Annotated in this window: 16 protein-coding genes, 1 tRNA gene and 1 pseudogene; 10 read left to right on the plus strand and 8 right to left on the minus strand. The window is 46.4% G+C overall.

Going from position 1 to position 20,350, the window contains the following annotated elements; all coding sequences use genetic code 11:
- Positions 1 to 383 precede the first annotated feature (383 nt).
- The 8 genes from EOS97_RS04900 to EOS97_RS04935 all read left to right on the plus strand — a co-directional run bounded on the left by EOS97_RS04900 (position 384) and on the right by EOS97_RS04935 (position 10,374).
- On the plus strand, positions 384 to 1,091 hold the full coding sequence (locus tag EOS97_RS04900) for a DUF554 domain-containing protein (RefSeq protein ID WP_000234466.1): 708 nt from the start codon (positions 384 to 386) through the stop codon (positions 1,089 to 1,091).
- 105 nt (positions 1,092 to 1,196) lie between these two features.
- Positions 1,197 to 1,272 (plus strand) — tRNA-Phe (locus tag EOS97_RS04905).
- A gap of 176 nt (positions 1,273 to 1,448) precedes the next feature.
- On the plus strand, positions 1,449 to 2,633 hold the full coding sequence (locus tag EOS97_RS04910) for an integrase arm-type DNA-binding domain-containing protein (protein WP_001218742.1): 1,185 nt from the start codon (positions 1,449 to 1,451) through the stop codon (positions 2,631 to 2,633).
- 149 nt (positions 2,634 to 2,782) lie between these two features.
- The gene (locus tag EOS97_RS04915) at positions 2,783 to 3,793 is read left to right on the plus strand and encodes a substrate-binding domain-containing protein (RefSeq protein WP_000053331.1); all 1,011 of its coding nucleotides are present in this window, start codon (positions 2,783 to 2,785) and stop codon (positions 3,791 to 3,793) included.
- 95 nt (positions 3,794 to 3,888) lie between these two features.
- On the plus strand, positions 3,889 to 6,015 hold the full coding sequence (locus EOS97_RS04920) for an alpha-galactosidase (RefSeq protein WP_000253907.1): 2,127 nt from the start codon (positions 3,889 to 3,891) through the stop codon (positions 6,013 to 6,015).
- 62 nt (positions 6,016 to 6,077) lie between these two features.
- Positions 6,078 to 7,355, plus strand: coding sequence for an MFS transporter (locus tag EOS97_RS04925; protein ID WP_001083368.1), 1,278 nt, complete (start codon positions 6,078 to 6,080; stop codon positions 7,353 to 7,355).
- The gene (locus EOS97_RS04930; protein ID WP_000813678.1) at positions 7,355 to 8,785 is read left to right on the plus strand and encodes a glycoside hydrolase family 32 protein; all 1,431 of its coding nucleotides are present in this window, start codon (positions 7,355 to 7,357) and stop codon (positions 8,783 to 8,785) included. Before EOS97_RS04925 ends, EOS97_RS04930 begins: the two co-directional genes overlap by 1 nt.
- 194 nt (positions 8,786 to 8,979) lie before the next feature.
- Complete coding sequence (locus EOS97_RS04935) at positions 8,980 to 10,374, plus strand: carbohydrate porin (RefSeq protein ID WP_001037798.1); 1,395 nt, start codon at positions 8,980 to 8,982, stop codon at positions 10,372 to 10,374.
- 577 nt (positions 10,375 to 10,951) lie between these two features.
- Here the strand turns inward: EOS97_RS04935 and EOS97_RS27455 are convergent.
- Both EOS97_RS27455 and EOS97_RS04945 read right to left on the minus strand, forming a co-directional pair.
- Positions 10,952 to 11,395 carry an IS1 family transposase gene (locus EOS97_RS27455; protein ID WP_021547728.1) on the minus strand — a complete coding sequence of 148 codons (444 nt, stop codon included), beginning with the start codon at positions 11,393 to 11,395 and terminating at the stop codon, positions 10,952 to 10,954.
- The gene (locus tag EOS97_RS04945) at positions 11,314 to 11,589 is read right to left on the minus strand and encodes an IS1 family transposase (protein ID WP_023181049.1); all 276 of its coding nucleotides are present in this window, start codon (positions 11,587 to 11,589) and stop codon (positions 11,314 to 11,316) included. The genes EOS97_RS27455 and EOS97_RS04945 overlap by 82 nt, the downstream gene beginning before the upstream one ends.
- A gap of 49 nt (positions 11,590 to 11,638) precedes the next feature.
- Here EOS97_RS04945 and EOS97_RS04950 point away from each other — a divergent pair, with 49 nt between their 5' ends.
- The gene (locus EOS97_RS04950; protein WP_032153697.1) at positions 11,639 to 12,673 is read left to right on the plus strand and encodes a tetratricopeptide repeat family protein; all 1,035 of its coding nucleotides are present in this window, start codon (positions 11,639 to 11,641) and stop codon (positions 12,671 to 12,673) included.
- Positions 12,674 to 12,816: 143 nt separating this feature from the next.
- On the opposite strand, the gene EOS97_RS04955 is transcribed toward EOS97_RS04950, so the two are convergent.
- The 6 genes from EOS97_RS04955 to EOS97_RS04990 all read right to left on the minus strand — a co-directional run bounded on the left by EOS97_RS04955 (position 12,817) and on the right by EOS97_RS04990 (position 19,942).
- On the minus strand, positions 12,817 to 14,490 hold the full coding sequence (locus EOS97_RS04955; RefSeq protein ID WP_025492097.1) for a sulfatase-like hydrolase/transferase: 1,674 nt from the start codon (positions 14,488 to 14,490) through the stop codon (positions 12,817 to 12,819).
- Positions 14,491 to 14,542: 52 nt separating this feature from the next.
- Positions 14,543 to 14,740 (minus strand): hypothetical protein, encoded by a 198-nt coding sequence (locus EOS97_RS04965; RefSeq protein WP_001238004.1) that lies wholly within the window; start codon positions 14,738 to 14,740, stop codon positions 14,543 to 14,545.
- 402 nt (positions 14,741 to 15,142) lie between these two features.
- Entirely contained in the window at positions 15,143 to 16,714 is a 1,572-nt protein-coding gene (locus EOS97_RS04975; protein ID WP_001100182.1) for an ATP--cob(I)alamin adenosyltransferase, read from the minus strand.
- A 46-nt stretch (positions 16,715 to 16,760) separates the two neighbouring features.
- Positions 16,761 to 17,840: a hypothetical protein gene (locus tag EOS97_RS04980; protein ID WP_001207396.1), complete on the minus strand. Its 1,080-nt coding sequence runs from the start codon at positions 17,838 to 17,840 to the stop codon at positions 16,761 to 16,763.
- Positions 17,841 to 17,888: 48 nt separating this feature from the next.
- Positions 17,889 to 18,785 (minus strand): YafY family protein, encoded by an 897-nt coding sequence (locus EOS97_RS04985; RefSeq protein WP_000228490.1) that lies wholly within the window; start codon positions 18,783 to 18,785, stop codon positions 17,889 to 17,891.
- A 419-nt stretch (positions 18,786 to 19,204) separates the two neighbouring features.
- Positions 19,205 to 19,942, minus strand: coding sequence for an outer membrane protein (locus tag EOS97_RS04990; protein ID WP_001398114.1), 738 nt, complete (start codon positions 19,940 to 19,942; stop codon positions 19,205 to 19,207).
- Positions 19,943 to 20,171: 229 nt separating this feature from the next.
- On the opposite strand from EOS97_RS04990, the pseudogene EOS97_RS04995 reads away from it, so the two are divergent.
- Positions 20,172 to 20,350, plus strand: a pseudogene (locus tag EOS97_RS04995) (integrase); the annotation flags it as partial.

A 20,350-nucleotide genomic window follows, 5' to 3' on the forward strand; every position in this document is an offset into this window, starting at 1 on the left:
AGGCCGATGCCTTGCCCAACGAGATGCCGGGTCAAACTGGATACCAGCTCCGACCGCCAGACATCAGTAAAAACAGACTGTTTCTGATTTTACTGTTGTCCTGCAGTGAGCGTGCGCTGCCCTCACCGCATAGCGGGGATGACAAAAAAAAGGAAAGAAAGGGGCAAACCTCGCGCAGTCAGGCGACAGTGAAGACAATATAAAGGCGCTATGTTCATCCCGGCGAGCCCCATGCTGGCAGGAGAAATTTCGCGCAATCATGGCACCTTTCACCAGACGGCGCAAGGTAAAATCAGCGCTCTATACGTCACAGATAATCAAGCTATTAACAGCTTAATCGCGTGATAATAAGGCAATTTGAAAGACAAATAACAGGAGTCATTGTGGTAATTGGACCTTTTATTAACGCTGGCGCAATTTTATTCGGCGGCGTTATTGGCGCGCTGTTAAGTCAGCGTCTGCCAGAACGGATTCGCGTCTCAATGACGTCTATTTTTGGTCTGTGCTCTCTGGGAATTGGCATTCTGCTGGTGATGAAGTGCGCTAATCTTCCGGTGATGGTGCTGGCGACGCTGGTCGGCGCGCTTATCGGCGAGTTTTGTTTGCTGGAAAAAGGCATTAATGGCGCAGTCGCGAAAATCCAACAATTATTTATGGCATCGGGTAAGAAGCCAACACACGACTCATTTATTCAAAGTTACGTCGCTATCATTGTACTTTTTTGCGCCAGCGGCACCGGTATTTTCGGCGCGATGCATGAAGGGATGACCGGCGATCCAAACATTTTGATCGCTAAATCTTTTCTGGATTTTTTCACTGCCATTATTTTCGCCTGTTCGCTTGGCATCGCCGTTTCGGCGATTTGCGCACCGATGTTGATTATCCAGTTAACGCTTGCCGCCTGCGCCACTCTCATTCTTCCACTGACTACGCCGGCAATGATGGGCGACTTTAGCGCTGTGGGCGGACTGCTGCTGGTGGCAACCGGCTTGCGTGTATGTGGAATCAAAATGTTTCCGGTAGTGAACATGCTCCCGGCGCTGTTGCTGGCGATGCCGATCTCCGCCGCATGGGCGATGTTTTTTGCCTGACTCTGCGTGCAATAACAACAAAGTGGTGATAGATTGTGCAGTCTACGTTGATTTGAAGAAATTTCGTTGACGAAGCGAGGCGATTACGGTTTAATGCGCCTCGTTGCCCGGATAGCTCAGTCGGTAGAGCAGGGGATTGAAAATCCCCGTGTCCTTGGTTCGATTCCGAGTCCGGGCACCACTTTCACTTCCAGATTCATCTCCCGAACTCCACGAAACTCAAGTATAATCACATCGTTACAAGCAATCTGAACATCCTGAACTCCACCGAACTCTACTGAACTCTCTCTCAATCAAGCGTTCATTGGGGGCACCGGTGGGGGCTCATTGTGTTCAGTCAGTTTCAGGAGCCCCCATATGGCACTTACAGCCAGACAGGTCGAAACAGCCAGACCTAAAGAAAAAGACTATAAACTCTCTGACGAACGTGGTTTATATCTGCTGGTAAAAACCACGGGTGCCCGCTACTGGCGGCTTAAATACCGGATAGCAGGAAAAGAGAAAAAACTGGCCCTCGGCGTCTATCCCGACGTCTCCCTTGCTGAAGCCAGAATCAAACGCGACGATGCCCGAAAAATTATCTCCGAAGGTGGCGACCCGGGCGAAAAGAAGCGAAAGGAAAAACTCACTCAGAAAATCTCTGCCACCAATACGTTCCATGCCCTTGCTACGGAATGGCATCAGCATAAATCTTTGTCATGGTCTGAAAGTTACGCCAGAAGCGTACTGGAGGCTCTGGATAAAGATATTTTCCCGTATCTGGGCAAACGAAGCGTTACTGATATCCTCCCGCTGGAAATGCTGGAAATTCTGCGCCGCATAGAAAAACGTGGCTCGCTGGAAAAACTTCGTAAGGTGCGTCAATACTGTAATCAGATTTTTCGTTATGCCATCGCCACCGGACGAGCCACTGTCAATCCGGCATCTGAACTGACCAGTACGCTGGCGGCGCCAAAAGCTGCACATTTCCCCCACCTGAGAGCAGATGAGCTCCCTGTTTTTCTCCGGAAGCTCGCTGAATATCATGGCAGTCCTGTTACCCGCATGGCGACAAATCTGCTGCTTCTGACAGGCCTCAGAACGATTGAACTACGGTCCGCTGAATGGTCAGAAATTGATTTTGATAATGCCCTGTGGACAATCCCTGAAAGCCGCATGAAAATGCGACGTAAACATGTCGTACCACTGTCACGACAGGCCACTGACATTCTGCTGCAGCTCAAAACTTTCTCCGGACAATACCGGCTGGTTTTCCCGGGACGTTGTGATATCAACAAGCCAATGAGCGAAGCCAGCATCAATATGGTGCTCAAACGTATCGGTTACGATGGCAGGGCAACCGGTCATGGTTTTCGTCACACCATGAGTACCATTCTGCACGAACAGGGCTTTAATTCTGCCTGGATTGAAATGCAGTTAGCTCATGTGGATAAAAATTCCATCAGGGGTACCTATAATCATGCCCTGTATCTCGATGGTCGCCGTGAAATGATGCAATGGTACGCTGACTACATTGATTCACTTTCCATCCAGGAGAGTTAATTACACTTTGTCCTGAAATTATTCTCACAATCAATAACCTTTCCCTCTGATCTGTAAGATCAGAGGGATTCCGTTAACTTACAATAAGTGATATTGGTTGTCTGGAGATTTAGGGGGACGGTCTACTATAATAATTAGCAGGAGATAATATGTCACTTAAGGCGATTGCCACTGCACTCGGAGTTTCTGTCACCACTGTCAGTCGGGCTCTTGGAGGCTATGCAGATGTGTCAGCTTCCACCCGTGCACGGGTGGAAGCTGAAGCTCGTCGACGCGGTTACCGTCCTAATACTCAGGCAAGAAGACTCAAAACCGGTAAAACCGATGCTGTCGGTCTGGTTTATCCTGGACGTGATGTGCCATTTAACAGTGGTGTTTTTATGGATATGGTCAGTTGCATCAGCCGGGAACTTGCTCACCATGATATTGACTTACTACTGATAGCTGATGATGAGCATGCCGATTGCCACAGCTATATGCGGCTTGTTGAAAGTCGCAGGGTTGATGCTCTCATCATTGCACACACTCTGGATGACGATCCCCGTATCACACACCTTCATAAAGCAGGTATTCCATTTCTGGCTCTTGGTCGGGTACCATCTGGTCTGCCCTGTGCGTGGTTTGACTTTGATAATCATGCCGGGACTGGACAGGCAACCCAGAAACTGATTGCTTTGGGACATAAACGTATTGCATTGTTGAGTGAAGACACTTCACATAGCTATGTTGTTGCAAGACGTCAGGGATGGCTTGATGCACTGAATGAGCATGAACTGGAAGATACATGGCTGCGGCTGGTTTCTCCCACACGGCGAGCAGGATATCAGGCCGTGATGGAGTTAATGTCACTACCGATACCACCAACAGCTATTATTACTGACAATGACCTGAGTGGAGATGGTGCTGCCATGGCACTGCAGTTGAGCGGTCGTCTTTCAGGAAAAGATGCGGTATCTCTGGTTGTATATGATGGTTTGCCACAGGACAGTATTATTGAGCTGGATGTGGCTGCAGTTATTCAGTCAACACGAAGCCTCGTTGGTCGCCAGATTTCCGAGATGATATATCAGATAATTACTGATTCATCATCAAAACCACTACAGGTTGTCTGGAACCCGGTATTTTATCCGGGAAAGACGATTCATCCTCCTTGCTCCTGATTTTTTTATCCAGCTCACATATCCGAAACGTTTTGGTTGATACCCGAAACGTTTCGGATCAACAGTAAGGCATCCCTGAGAAAGGAGAATGTCTTATGGTTTCAAAGTACTGCAGACTGAGCAGTCCTCGCTCTGATTTAATTATTAAAACCCGTCCACATGCAGAAATTATCTGGTGGGGCTCTGCACTGAAACATTTCTCACCGGATGACTGTGCCAGCCTGGAAAGACCGGTTGCGAATGGTCGTCTGGATATTGATACGCCACTAACACTGATGGCTGAAAATGCCCTGGGACTTTTTAGCTCTCCGGGACTGGAAGGACACAGGAATGGGCTGGATGCATCTCCTGTTTTTTATACAGTTGACGTGGAACATACCGAAAACACTCTGAGACTTACCAGTGAAGATTCGGTAGCCGGCCTGCGTCTGGTCAGCGAGCTGGTGATGACGCCATCAGGAATTCTGAAAGTTCGTCATGCACTGACCAACCTCAGAGAGGGGGACTGGCAGATAAATCGTTTCGCCATCACTTTACCTTTAGCGGAACGTGCGGAAGAAGTCATGGCTTTTCACGGACGCTGGACTCGTGAATTTCAGCCGCACAGGGTACGTCTCACTCATGATGCTTTTGTTCTGGAAAATCGCAGAGGGCGGACATCTCATGAGCATTTTCCGGCGCTGATTGTCGGCACGCCAGGCTTCTCGGAACAACAGGGAGAGGTGTGGGCTGTGCATCTGGGGTGGAGTGGAAATCACCGCATGAGATGTGAGGCAAAAACTGACGGCAGGCGTTACGTTCAGGCTGAGGCTCTGTGGATGCCGGGTGAGAAGGCTCTCAGGAAGAATGAAACCCTGTACACCCCGTGGCTATATGCCTGCCACTCTGCGGATGGCCTGAATGGAATGAGTCAGCAATACCATCGTTTTTTGCGTGATGAAATTATCCGTTTCCCTGAGCAAAAACCCCGCCCTGTACATCTCAATACCTGGGAAGGTATTTATTTCAATCACAATCCTGATTACATCATGCAGATGGCTGAGCGTGCAGCAGCACTGGGCGTTGAACGTTTCATTATTGATGATGGCTGGTTTAAAGGACGTAACGATGACCGCGCGGCTCTGGGCGACTGGTATACCGATGAACAGAAATACCCGAACGGGCTGATGCCGGTTATTAAACATGTGAAATCTCTCGGTATGGAATTTGGCATATGGGTTGAGCCGGAAATGATTAACCCGGATTCTGACCTGTTTCGTCTTCATCCTGACTGGGTATTGTCAATGCCTGGATATTCCCAGCCAACCGGAAGATATCAGTATGTTCTTAACCTGAATATTCCAGAGGCCTTTGCTTACATTTATGAACGTTTCTTATGGTTACTGGGAGAACATCCGGTTGATTATGTGAAATGGGACATGAATCGTGAGCTTGTACAGGCAGGGCATGAAGGCCGTGCGGCAGCAGATGCACAGACCCGTCAGTTCTATCGATTGCTTGATCTCCTCCGTGAACGTTTTCCACATGTTGAGTTTGAGTCCTGTGCTTCCGGTGGGGGGCGTATTGACTTCGAAGTCCTGAAACGCACACACCGGTTCTGGGCATCTGACAATAATGATGCCCTGGAGCGCTGCACCATACAACGTGGCATGAGTTACTTTTTCCCTCCTGAGGTGATGGGGGCGCATATTGGCCATCGCCGCTGCCATGCAACTTTCCGGCAGCACAGCATCGCTTTTCGTGGGCTGACGGCATTGTTCGGCCATATGGGGCTGGAGCTGGATCCGGTGGCCGCAGATGCGAAGGAATCTGACGGTTATCGCCGGTATGCCTTGCTCTATAAAGAATGGCGACAACTGATTCATACAGGAGTTCTCTGGCGTGTGGATATGCCAGATCCTTCGATACAGGTTCAGGGAGTCGTCAGCCCTGATCAGTCTCAGGCACTTTTTATGATCAGCCAGCTTGCAATGCCGGATTACACCTTACCAGGCATACTTCGTTTTCCCGGTCTGGCGGCGGAAGTGCGTTACCGGCTTCGGGTTATTGATCACCCGGACCTCCAGGTGGTTGGTGAAGGCGGTCATACCATGCGCAAATTACCTGTCTGGATGAATCAGAGCCTTGAGGCCAGTGGTGAATGGCTGGCACAGGGAGGGATTCAGCTCCCCGTACTGGATCCGGAGAGTGCGATTTTGATAGCACTTGAAAGAGCTGTGTGAAGAGAGGTACGGAGCCTCAGCTCCGTCCTGTTTCTCAATATTATCCCGTGAGGGTAAGAATAATGAATTCTGCAAGTACGCATAAAAATCCCGATTTCTGGATTTTCGGTCTGTTCTTCTTTCTCTACTTTTTCATCATGGCAACCTGTTTTCCGTTTTTGCCTGTATGGCTGTCCGATGTGGTCGGACTGAGTAAAACGGATACAGGTATAGTCTTTTCATGTCTTTCTCTGTTTGCCATCAGTTTCCAGCCATTGCTTGGGGTCATATCAGATCGCCTGGGACTGAAAAAAAACCTGATCTGGAGTATCAGCCTGTTACTTGTATTTTTCGCCCCCTTTTTTTTATATGTATTTGCGCCCCTGCTGCGCTTCAATATCTGGGCAGGCGCACTGACTGGCGGTGTCTTTATTGGTTTTGTGTTTTCTGCAGGTGCCGGAGCTATTGAAGCTTATATAGAGCGGGTCAGTCGCAGTCGTGGATTTGAATACGGTAAAGCGAGGATGTTCGGGTGTCTGGGCTGGGCGTTATGTGCGGCTATGGCTGGAATGCTTTTTAATGTCGATCCTTCTCTGGTTTTCTGGATGGGGTCAGGAAGCGCATTATTGTTGCTTCTTCTGTTGTTTCTGGCGCGCCCCAGTACCAGCCAGACGGCAATGGTTATGAATACACTGGGTGCCAATTCTTCCCTGATTTCGACCAGAATGGTCTTCAGCCTGTTTCGCATGCGTCAGATGTGGATGTTTGTTCTCTACACGATTGGTGTGGCCTGTGTCTATGATGTATTTGATCAGCAGTTTGCCACATTTTTTCGTTCATTCTTTGACACTCCTCAGGCAGGAATAAAAGCATTCGGATTTGCTACCACTGCGGGGGAGATTTGTAATGCCATTATCATGTTCTGTACACCATGGATAATTCATCGCATTGGTGCCAAAAATACCCTGCTTGTTGCGGGGGGAATTATGACCATCCGCATTACCGGTTCTGCTTTTGCCACCACCGCGACAGAAGTGGTGATTCTGAAAATGCTTCACGCTCTTGAAGTTCCATTTTTGCTGGTTGGGGCGTTCAAATATATTACGGCAGTGTTTGACACCCGACTGTCAGCGACCGTTTATTTAATAGGTTTTCAGTTTTCCAAACAACTTGCTGCAATACTTCTCTCTACCTTTGCCGGCCACCTGTATGATCGTATGGGATTCCAGAATACGTATTTTGTGCTCGGGATGATTGCTCTGACTGTTACCGTGATATCAGTTTTCACGCTGAGTTCTTCCCGCGGGAGCGTACACCCTTCTGTAGAAAAAGCCCCTGCAGCGCATTCGGAGATTAACTGATGAAACAGCGTCTTGCTTTGGCACAGTCTGCCCTTGAAAAACTTTGCGCACGTCGTGGTAATGCCTGGTACCCGATTTTTCATCTGGCTCCACCTGCCGGCTGGATGAATGATCCAAATGGCCTTATTTACTTCAATGGGCGTTACCATGCGTTCTTCCAGCATCATCCTGCAAGCGCATATCAGGGGCCAATGCACTGGGGGCATGCCACCAGTACCGACATGTTGCACTGGCAACACGAACCTATCGCGCTGGCACCCGGAGATAAATATGATCGTGATGGCTGTTTTTCAGGGAGTGCCGTGGATGATGATGGCGTGCTATCACTTATTTATACTGGTCATATTTGTCTCGATGATCGTGGTAATGACAGCATTATCCGTGAAGTACAGTGTCTGGCTACAAGTCATGATGGTATTCACTTTGAGAAGCAGGGCTGTGTGCTGACACCTCCGGAAGGTATAATGCATTTCCGTGATCCCAAAGTCTGGCACGAAGACGGCTCCTGGTGGATGGTCATTGGTGCCCGGGACGCTTCTGACAATGGGCAAGTTCTGTTGTATCGCGGGACATCTTTGCGGGACTGGCATCTGGAGCATGTTCTTGCTCATTCCGCAGCCGGAAAAAGTTATATGTGGGAATGCCCCGATTTCTTCAGGTGTGGTAATTTTCACTGGCTGATGTTCTCACCACAGGGGATGCCCCCTTCCGGTTATCGGTTCCGTAACCTTTTTCAGAGCGGTGTGTTGGCAGGGAGCTGGAAGCCTGGTTCTGTCTTTGCGCTGAAAGGGGGATTTGAAGAGCTGGATTATGGTCATGACTTTTATGCTCCACAGTCCATGCTGGCTGAGGACGGCAGGCGTATCATTATGGCATGGATGAATATGTGGGATTCACCCGTGCCCACCCGCAGTGAAGCCTGGGCAGGATGTCTGACGCTGCCCAGAGAGGTTTTTGAGCGCGATGGCCGGCTGTGCCAGCGACCTGTGCGTGAAGTCGAATCTCTGCGCAAAAAATGCCAGCCATTATCCCCTGTAAGGTTACAGGGTTTGCAATTACTGACCGAAAATGTACAGGCCGCAGAATTATTGGTGACGTGGCATACGGTTGACAGTCATGCGGAGCACTATGGCGTCCGCCTTGGAGACGGTCTGCGACTTTATGTGGATAATCAGGCCGGGCGACTGGTACTGTGGCGCTATTACCCTGAGGAAGGGTTGGATGGTTACCGCAGTGTTGAACTTCCTGATACAGAATATCTGACTCTTCGTATTTTCTTGGATCGTTCATCTGTTGAAGTGTTTGTTAACGATGGTGAGGCAACCTTATCAAGTCGTATTTATCCGCAAGCGGACTCGAGACAATTATCGTTATATGCCGCTCATGGCGATGCGATATTAACTGATGGCACTTTATGGATGCTGACCTGAGACATATCGATATCAGTATTTTTTCTGACATTATCTGTCATTACTTTGCCAGTACACATTAATTATCTTTGCTGTGTGCTTTTGGTAATGTGTTGCGATTATATATACCAGTCTGGTGAAGAATATGAATGGTATTTTGTGTTGATACAGAGAATATAAGAGTACCCACATTTGTTTTTATTTAAGGGGGTAAAATGAATAAGTTACTTTTGGGTTTATCTCTTTTTTTATTACTGGAATACAATGCGTGTGCAGCAAAAACAGGGGGGCTAACGCTTGAACAAAGAATGGCATTGCTGGAAGAACGCCTGGAAGCTGCAGAAAAAAGGGCGGAAAAAGCAGAAAGAATGTTAAAGAGTTTTGATATAGAACAACATTCTGAAATACGTCAAATTAGTTCAGAGCAGAATAAAAAAGATGCTAACAGCTATGCAGTAGTTGAGTCAACAAAAGAAAAAACATCTTCTCCAGGTTTTCTGCTCTCTGGTTACAATGATTTGAAGTTTTATGGTGATGTGGAGTTTAATATAGATGCTGCCAGTAAACCCGGTCAGTTAGTAATGATAAGTTCCGGGGCGAACAGTGAGTCAGTGAATGAACGGTGGGACCTTAATGGCCGTATTCTATTAGGTTTTGACGGTACCCGTAAGCTTGATAATGGTTATTTCGCTGGATTTTCAGCACAACCACTGGCGGATATGCACGGTTCAGTGAATATTGATGATGCATTATTCTTTTTTGGAAAAGATGACGAGTGGAAAGTGAAAGTCGGTCGTTTTGAAGCTTACGATATGTTCCCTCTAAATCAGGATACTTTCATTGAGTATTCCGGTAATACAGCTAATGATATTTATGCTGATGGCCGTGGTTATATCTATATGATGAAAGAGGGACGCGGTCGTTCTGACGCTGGTGGTAATTTCCTCATCAGTAAACAACTCGATAACTGGTATTTTGAGTTAAACACGTTACTTGAAGACGGAACATCTTTATATAATAACGGTAATTATCATGGACGATATATGGAGCAGCAGAAAAATGTCGCTTATCTGCGCCCGGTAATTGCCTGGTCGCCAACGGAAGAATTCACAGTCTCCGCAGCGATGGAAGCGAACGTGGTAAAAAATGCTTATGGCTATACCGATAATAAGGGGAATTTTGTCGATCAGTCCAATCGTTCCGGTTATGGTATTAGCATGACATGGAACGGTCTGAAAACAGATCCGGAAAATGGCATCGTGGTTACTCTTAATACCGCCTATTTGGATGCCAGTAATGAGAAAGATTTCACTGCCAGTATTAATGCTCTGTGGAAACGTTTCGAACTGGGTTATATCTACGCACATAATAAGATTGATGAATTTAGTGGTGTCGTGTGTAATAATGGTTGCTGGATTGATGGTGAAGGAATATACAACATTCACACCATTCATGCATCTTATCAGTTTGCTAATGTGATGGATATGGAGAACTTTAATATTTACCTCGGGGCTTATTACTCAATTCTGGATAGTAACTGTAGATATAGTAATTGTGACATTACCGATGATCGTTACGGTGCCCGATTACGTTTCAAATACTTTTTTTGATGCATAGTAACAAAGTATTGTTCCACACTTACATTAACGCGTTTTTCGGGCGCGTCATCAGCGATGCATACGAATGATCGCAGTCTGCCAATGGTCGATTTATCTTGGTTGCGCAGGGGCGAGCACCGGGCAGGTACCGGCGGCTGACTCTGAAGCTCTGAGTCGGGTAATTGCGTCAGGTCACGAAGGACTGACACGGGTATTGGTGGCAGGTGATGAAGTACTGAGTGTGGTAATTTCGGGGATGCAATGCAGGAGCTGAGTCAGGTTTGCACTGAGCTGAGGACCCGTAGCGAGCGGGTTCCTGCTATTTTTCGGTGTCAGGGGCGCAAGTCCCGACGTCGGGACTTGCCGGGAGATTGTCAGGTCATTGACCGGGTGTGAGCGGCTCGACGTAAGCGGTAGATATGCCCAATTCCCCCCGATAAATTCATTACCAAACACATTATTCAATTTGTTTTTATTTTTCCGCTTTCAGTCATTATCGCTATCGCTTCGTCGGTAATGACTCCAACTTATTGATAGTGTTTTATGTTCAGATAATGCCCGATGACTTTGTCATGCAGTGGATTTGCCCCTATATTTCCAGACACCTGTTATCACTTAACCCATTACTGGCCCGCTGCCGTAGATATTCCCGTGGCGAGCGATAACCCAGTGCACTATGCGGATGCCATTCGTTATAATGCTCGAACGCCTCTGCAAGGTTCTTTGCTGCCGTTAACCCGTCTGGTTTGGGCATGATACTGATGTAATCACGCTTTATCGTTTTCACGAAGCTCTCTGCTATGCCGTTACTCTCCGGACTCCGCACCGCCGTGTTCTTCGGTTCAAGTCCCAACATCCGGGCGAACTGGCGCGATTTAGCCCCGACATAGCCCCACTGTTCGTCCATTTCCGCGCAGACGATGACGTCACTGCCCGGCTGTATGCGCGAGGTTACCGACTGCGGCCTGAGTTTTTTAAGTGACGTAAAATCGTGTTGAGGCCAACGCCCATAATGCGGGCTGTTGCCCGGCATCCAACGCCATTCATGGCCATATCAATGATTTTCTGGTGCGTACCGAGTTGAGAAGCGGTGTAAGTGAACTGCAGTTGCCATGTTTTACGGCAGTGAGAGCAGAGATAGCGCTGATGTCCGGCGGTGCTTTTGCCGTTACGCACCACCCCGTCAGTAGCTGAACAGGAGGGACAGCTGATAGAAACAGAAGCCACTGGAGCACCTCAAAAACACCATCATACACTAAATCAGTAAGTTGGCAGCATCACCCGCTTTGAAGTGAACAATAACCAGGGTCGTTTCGTATTTCCGGATACCTGGTTTGGCCCATTACTGGGGGAGTTTGAAGAAGTGCTTGATGCATACGACACTGATGAAATCAGTGAGACGGGTTATATCAACAAACTCAGACGCCTTGCTCAACAGGAGCCTGACTTTATTGATATACACGCTCATCTGGCATATGCATTTCTGGAGCAGAATGCCCCGCGTAAGGCACTGAACGCCGCTCTTAAAGGACTGGCGGCAGGTAATCGTCTCATCCCGGAAAGTTTCAGTGGTGAAATCATCTGGATGCATCCCGAAAACCGCCCTTATCTGCGCGCGCTTTATGCAACAATTCTCGCAAATGTGCACTTACAGCGTCATCAGGATGCGGTTATGCTCACTGATAAAATACTGGCATACAATCCTGAAGATAATCAGGGTGCCCGCTGGTTGTTGGGCTCAGAACTGTTACGAACAGGCGATCATAAGCAAGCCTTCAGTGTACTGAAAGAGCATGCTGATGAATTTTCACCTTACTGGTATGAACTTGGTCTTCTGCATTTTCTGAATGGGGAACATGTTAAGGCTGCCACAGCTTTTCGTCATGGCTTTGCTACAAACACTTACATCGCGGAAATGCTGTGCGGAAATTTGCATCCATTTCCACTTGCTGTGCGGCATAACTTCTCCGGCTCTCTGGATACGGCAGAAGATTACTATGCAACATACTCACCATTATGGGGACAATATCCGGAAGCATTGCTGTTTGTAAACTGGCTCTATAACCATTCCTCTGTGCTGCATGAACGAGCAGAAATCATTAAATGCGCCGAAATGCTGATGCAGGAAGATGATTTCGAAATATGCGAAAGCATTTTAAGACAGCAGAAGCTGTTGCGGGAAAGAATTGATGAGACACTTTCTGAGGAAATTGTACAGAAATGCAGAAATATTAACGGTGAATATGTCTGGCCCTGGATATTGCCGTTTTCAGCAGCAGGAATGAAACACTCAAGCATCCAGCATCAGTAGATATTGCATTAGTGTATCTTTCAAACAAGTAATAATTTATCCACCAGTAATAACACAGTCCCCCTTCCCCAGGTTATCGCCCTGGGGGCATTTTCTGAAAGTTTCCTTTAAAAAAGAATAGAGTCGTAAATTACTTTAACGAATTATTCCTGGAGTTCATTAAAGTTCTTTCGTAATACTTTGTAATCAAACACGTTATGACTGGCATCAAAAACCACGGATTTCCCCTGCCAGCGGGTAATCACCTCCTCCGGCGTTTTCGGTTGAGCCGGTCTGGTTACGCCCATCCATGCATTAATCAGATAATCATTATACGCAGTGGAAAAAACGCTGTTCACCGTCTGGCGATCGACATGCTCTCCCAGTGCCGGGCTGTACCAGATAAACATCGGAACATGATAAGCCTGCTGACTGGGTTTTATTCCACCATGAAAATAGGCATGTTCTTTTGTCGGGTCATACTCCAGACCGTGATCTGAAAAATACATGACGGATGCCTGACGCGTTTCCAGCATGGTGAAAACCTGTCCCAACAAACTGTCGGTATAATGAATGGAATTATCGTAACAGACTTCTTCTGTATCCAGCGGTTTAAACACGGCTTTATCTCTGGGCCAGTTACTGCAAACCGGTTCATGGCTGCCCGTCAGATGCAGAACAATCAGTTTCCTGCTCCCCGGATTACTGTTCAGTGCTTCAGCCAGGTGTGGGAGCAGTAACTCATCATAGCCTCTGACATAAATTCTGTTTCTGGCCCGCATGGCGATACTGGCCACAGCCGTTCCGTTCTGTCGGAAAGCGGACTGCGCACTGAGCCACCAGGTATCGAACCCCGCCTGATTCGCCATGTTGATAATGTTATCAGGGTAATTACGGATATCATGATGCAGTACACTATCGGCAGATAACGCCAGTGGAACAGCCAGCGCGGTGTAAGGTGCGCCACTGATTGCCTGAGTGAACAGTTTCAGTCGTGATTTCTGTTTCTGAAGCTCTGGTGTGGTAGGGCGCGAATACCCGTAAATGGACATGTTATCAGTCCTTGCAGATTCACCAATCACCAGAACAAATACGTCAGTGTTGTTATCCGTAATCACCAGATCGTAGTGAGGTATGGTATCAGCAATCGTCATTAATCTCTGATGCTCCTTTGCGGCCAGTGCAAAATAGTTCAGATTAAAGAAAGGGGTATATGTGGCAAACCGGGAAGCGACTATGTAAGGATCAACTTCATTTATTTGATACTGTTTCTTCAACGCAAACTGGAAGGAAGAATATAACGTTACTGTAATTAACAATAAAAATGTAATTACCGTGACCTTTTCCGATGGCAATGAGGACGTTTTATTTATTGCTGAACAGAAGAACAATAAAAAGAGGATAATAAATGCGATAACATAAACAACATACATCCTGAACATTCTTATTACTTCATCAGGATCTGTCTGAAGGATACTGATTGCAAAACCATCATTAAATGTTGTGCCAAATGTACACCATGAATACAGGCTGATACTGATATCTGCAGCAGTCAGTAATGTGAACGGGAAGGCAAGAATCAAACGCAACGTAATCGATTTCATTGCCTTAATAATAAGAAGTGCCAGGATAAAGAATAATATCCGGTAAATCAGATGCGCTCCTGAGGATACAAGGAGATTAGAAAGGGTAAAGACAACCACTGATAACACGAGGCGCTTATCATTGCTAATCCGTGACCAGTGTATGAACGGAAGATTAATTTTCATAATAATTGAGAAAAAGCGATATTTCTGTCCGGCGCTGGTCGCTGAACATGCCGCGACAGGTGAATTCATTATTCTGAATAATCATAAAGCCACCACAAATGTAGCGGCGTAAACAGGAACGTCATGATGTTTTCTTTCGTGACAGAAGAGAACCGCACATACCACCCGCAATCATTATCATCAGGAATAACATCCCCAGGCCAACGATTACTCTTAATGCCGGATGAACCCGATCGGCGAGAAAAAATAACTCCATCCCGAAACCAATAACAAGCCAGGCCAGCGCCATTCCGACGAGCCCTTTTAACAGCAATCTCACGCTCCTCTCCTTCTGCATTCTTAACGAAAATGCCTTACAATAACAGCAGCCGGGGAAGGCAACGCTGGCTGCTGAACGGTATGACATTTTACTGCTTTATGTTCTCTCAGTTTCTGTACTGACGCCGCCATTAATGGTATTACAGTTTATTCAGAATAAGGCATGCGGCCTGGTTTAATGCAATAAACTCCTGCCAGCTGTACTGAGACTGATAATTCAGTAAATACTGGTCTTCAACCCGGCAAATCTGTGGGCGTTTATCATAAATTGCACACAAATGAGAATCAGTCTGATAGTAACGGCAAATACCGTCACCACGATCCAGACATTGCGTTTCACCCGCCCTGTTGACATGACGACAACAGGCCCCACACTGGTTACAGGGAAATGGAGGGTGTAATTTCATCGCTTATTTAACCAGTCACGAACAGAAGCCACATTTCCTGACTCAAACGGCAACGCAATCCCTCGTCGGCGGACTTCTTCTCTCAGCAGAAGTCCGCGCTCTATCTCACTGTTTACGCTATCCAGATGAAGTGAAAAATGATTTAACTCGGCAGCATCAACAGAAAATTCCAGTGCAGTAAGTTCCACAAGATAGCGATCAAGTTCAGCATTGACTGCCTGAAAGTATTCCAGTGACCGCTGGAATTTGTCCTTAAATTTGTCCAGAAATGCCCATACCCGCTGCATAACCTCGCTATATTCGAGATAATAATTCATCACCAGCCCGAGAATACCTGTCGTCAGCGCACCACAAAAGGCAGCAAGCTCTGAACCAAATGGGAAAATAAGGATCTGCGCCATCGCCTCATTTATCATCACCCCTCCGGCAACAGCCACACCTGCTGCTATCAGTTTAGTGACCGCTTTGGCTAACTGCCCCGGCGATAATCCCTCCGGATTAAATACCAGGACTTTAAAGGCCTGAACGAGATTGTTCCACATTTCCCTGATAAGCCGGACAATCATTCTTTCCGTTGTCAGGAATATATTTAACAGCGTTGTGGTAATACCTGACAGTATCCCTCCGATGACACCATCTTTAAAGGCAATTAAAAAAGAACTGAATTTTTCCTGTACTCGTTCCTGGCAGGCACGTAATGCTGACGTTATTTCGGACAGGCATTTGCCGGCGCTGAATGAGTTCCGTTGCTGCCTGATAATATGCGGGATTCGTTCCCTCAGTTCGAACCAGATCTCGGCAAGAATAAGCCCCAACATCTGTCGCGTCCCCATACGAAAACCGGAATTAAGCGAAGCACTGGCGACAGCAGTAGCAAACTTACTACTCAGGTAATAGCTCTGATTAATCGTGGCCTCATATTTTTCCCGGGCATATTTATCAGCCCTTTCCATACGCTCAGTATCTGCATCAGCTTTTTTTCTCAGACTTATCAGACGTTTCTTTTCCTTTTCTGTCAGCGTTGCCTGAGATTCAAGCTCTGCTATCTGCCTTAACGTATCTTCTCTGTTTTTCTGCAGCGTGCAAATAAACGCATCCATTGAGTCTGCTTTCTTTGATTTATTGAGCGACTCATGAGTGAATGCCAGATTTGAAGCGTCATTTGCCAGTTCTGCACCATCCCGTTCAGCAAGAATTCTCCCCGGATCATCATGAATTTCTTTAGCGGAAATAATATGATCCAGATTTTTTTTGTCGTCAGAAGCAAACACCTCGCCTGTATATGCATCAGTAAGAGTCCCTGCCTGATGCGCACGCTTTCCTTCCCGGTTCGTCGCGATATAGTTCTCATGGCTGTGGTAATGATGAGAATCATATTCGCCACGACCTTCATACCGCTGTCGCTCAGCCTCCGTGGCATAAATGCCATTACGCACATTATGGATAGTGTCAACATCACCACCCTTACGATCATTTAGCAACAGAAAATCCAGCCCGAATGATGTAACCAGGCTCTTCACCATGGTCTGATGTAACTCTTCTGTCCAGTCAAATTTTTCCACATTCATGTTATTTCACTTCTTGTAAAGCCGGGCTTTAACGCCCGGTAAATCATTAACTCTGGGATGAAAAATCATCAAATTTCACAACCGAACTGGCCAGTACATCATCCAGCTCATCCTTATTAATAACGTTCATTCCATTATCATCCGTTTCCATTTCAATAACGTTATCTTTTATCACTGCCTCACCATTTTCCTGTTTCCGCGGTTTAAACAGTGGCGTTGTAATAATATCCGTCATAATAGCGGCCAGTGAATATCCATGGTCAATAAGCACAATGACTTCATCTGATACACTGATATCCTGTTGTTCTGTAATAACAGAATGCATGGATTTAAGCGGCTCAAAATAGTGTTTAATAAATACAGCATGCATTCTGTTCAGTGCAGCGAGAATTTCATCAACGTATTGATTAACTTTTGCAAAATGCTCCCGGGCCAGATTCATTTTCTTAACTGCCCGTGCAACATCGCAGGCACACTGATGGGCATTTTCAAGAGCTTTCGTCGCATGTCTGTCGTAAGCCCAGCCCGCAATGGCAATCAACGGTGCAGCCACTGCGGTGCCTAATACCATTGCGCCGCCGGCCATTCCCATGCCCCCTGCAGCCAGTGAGCCCCCACCAATTGCCGCCATCGTCGCGTTATAAGCCGCGGCACCAGAAAGCGCTGCAATGGGTGTACCTGTAGAAGCCGCAGCAAATGCCATCACTCCGCTATACACAGCAAAACCCGCAGCAGCCCCGGAAACTCCGGCAGCAACGACCGTACTGAGATATTCTGTCGCTGAAATGGCCAGGTTCTGAATCTTATTGATGTTATGTTGCGGGACACTCAGTTTCAGGTCTTTATTGCCCTCTTTTTCCAGACGCGCCAGGAGCTCAGCAGCAATCCTGTCGAACTCACTGAAATCTTTACCAATCTCAAGCTCTTTATTTCCGAGCGTTGTTAATTTTGATGATGTCTGAGCTTCAGCCTGCTCAAATTTTTCTTTATGCTCCTCGTAACGCTCTTTTGCTTTTTCGAGGATATCCTCTGCTTCTGACTTTTTTTGATATCCATCGTAAGCTTTTTTTCCGCCGAATGCCGCAGCGCCGGCAGCCACACCCAAAATAATAAAAGGTAACGCCATTCTTTTCCTCCTGTACAGATTGCTTTATCATCAGTCAACTGAAATATTTCAGGAAACATTCTCAGCAGTAAGGTATTTTCCTAACATTGTTAACACGGCTTCTTTCAGCCATACTGGTTCAATAATTTCAACATTCGGTAGCCAGTATAAAATCAACGGGACAATTTGATTTTTATGTGCAGCCTTGCATGACAGCGTAATGCCATTGTCATGTTTGTGTAGCAATTGCTGGTAAGGAAGTAAGTCCCGTCGCAAAAAATAATGGGCGATATTACTGTAAATGAACAACACAACATCAAATGTTTTGTCGCTCACCCACGGGTCACATGACTCACTTACCAGTGACTGGATTTCATCACTCTTTGCAAACTTTTCTTTTTTTATATCCAGCCATTTTATTTTAGCTAATGAAAACGACTTTAACTTGTTCTCTTCAGTAGCCAGCAAATACCATATACCTCTCTGATTAGTTAATTTATAGGGATGAACGATTCTGGTCTTACCGGCATATGCAATCTGGCAAACATTACTGTTGCAGATCGCTTTTTCAAGAACATCAAGATATTTTCTTAAATCATCCCTGATGGTGTGCTCAGGGTTATGAAACTGAACACGAATATGCCTTTCGGTTGCCCTGTTTTCTAATTTCTGCCAGAAACCTTCATCCCGTTCAGGAAAAATCGCATCAGTATCCAGTAACCTGGCCAGAGATTTGTGCAGTGATTCTTTGCTCTGGTTTCCTGCTCTTGCCGAAATAAGCCGGTATTTTCCATCGCCACAGGCTTCAATAAAGGGAGAAAGCATATTCAGATCACGATATGCTGTTCGCTCAGTGATGTTGTATTTTTTCATCAAATTATAGCGACTGACCACGCCATAATTTTGTAATTCAACAAGGATATCAATCAAACGCTCCGCTGAGCGATTTCTCGTTGAGTCAACCATAAATCACTGCACCTGTAGTATTACTCTTGTGTAAGTGAATTATATAAATACTCCTGACATCATTTGTCAGTTCCACAAAACTACGCCCTCCGGCAACAGATTTTTATTTGATTATGTTCAAACTTTAAACCAGATGTCCGGGAGCCTCCTTCGTAATACGGTTTATTGTTTCCGGAAGGGCTGATATGACAAAAAACAACGTGTCCCAACAACAGTCCTTTTTCATTTAACAGACTGACAACCATACTGCGCGCTACCTGCCCCCTGTAAAAAATCAACGAAAGTAATATTTTTGCTCTATTTATATTTCATTCATCTGAAATTATTAGTTGCCAGAGGGAGAATATCATCAGGATATCTGTTATTGATTTGTCATACCTGCACTTTACTGTGCTCCAAAGCGCAGGCAGAAATGGCTGTCAGAAGTTATATGTTGCACCTAACATAAACTCGTTACTTCTGACATCAACAGAGGATTTATATTTAGCACCATCCTCATCTTTATAAGTCAGAGTGGAATCCCCTGCATCCAGATACCGGTAGCTGAGGTCAAGGCTGAAATCCTGCGTCACATCGTATTTAACACCGGCACCCAGGCTCCATGCCAGGTTGTTTTCGTATTTTGACGCTGAAGCTGAATAAACTTCACTGCCTGCCGGGCTGTTATCGGTATATATGTACGAAGTTTTATGATGAACCCGTGCATAACCCAGACCAGCAGATATCCATGGCGTGAATGCACTGCTGTTTCTGAAATCATAATACGCATTCAGCATCAGCGTGTTTACACTGAGCTTGTTCTGTGCATCATCGAACTCGGCACCACCGGCACTTTCCCAATAACTCAGACGATATTTTGATTCAGCGTTACCGCGGCCATAAAACTCCACTTCAGTACGCACCGGCACATTGTAGTGCTGATAAAAATCGTATCCCACCGCAAGGCCTGCGCCAAAAACCGTATCACTTTTGTCACTGCCTTTGTATTTATCCGCCCATGCCCCTTCACCATCAACGAAACGTTGCTCTGAAAGTGACATAACAGAAACACCGGCTTTACCGGTCACATAAAAGCCAGTTTTGTTCTCATCAGCCAGAGTCTGGGCCGAAAACATGCCTGCCATTGCAAGTGTTGAAACAGCAATAACCTTTTTCATTTCAATCATCTCCGTTGGTTCTTACCCCACCCGATAAAGAAGGTTGCTCATTTTAAAACCATGCAAAAGACAAGGTAAAAAGAGAAAATTCGATCGAATCGATCGACAAAATCGATCATGAATGATGAAGATTTCTTATCGAAGACATGAAAATGATAAGGAATGGTTTAAGAGGTAATTGCAACGGCATGGAAGTATTGAGACCAGAACAGCACGAGATAAAGCGGCTGAACGTCAGATGAGCCACATGGACGTAACTCAGTGCAGGCAGCGTATATCCATAAAGCGGAGCATCTGGATGAGCGCAAGCTGATGCTGCAGTGGTGGGCAGATTTTCTGGATGCCAATCGGGAGAGAGCGATTACGCCGTTTGACTATGCGAAGATCAATCGGGGTAATGGCGAGTGA

The sequence above is a fragment of the Salmonella sp. SSDFZ54 genome, assembly GCF_004010735.1.
Classification (GTDB): Bacteria; Pseudomonadota; Gammaproteobacteria; order Enterobacterales; family Enterobacteriaceae; genus Salmonella; species Salmonella enterica.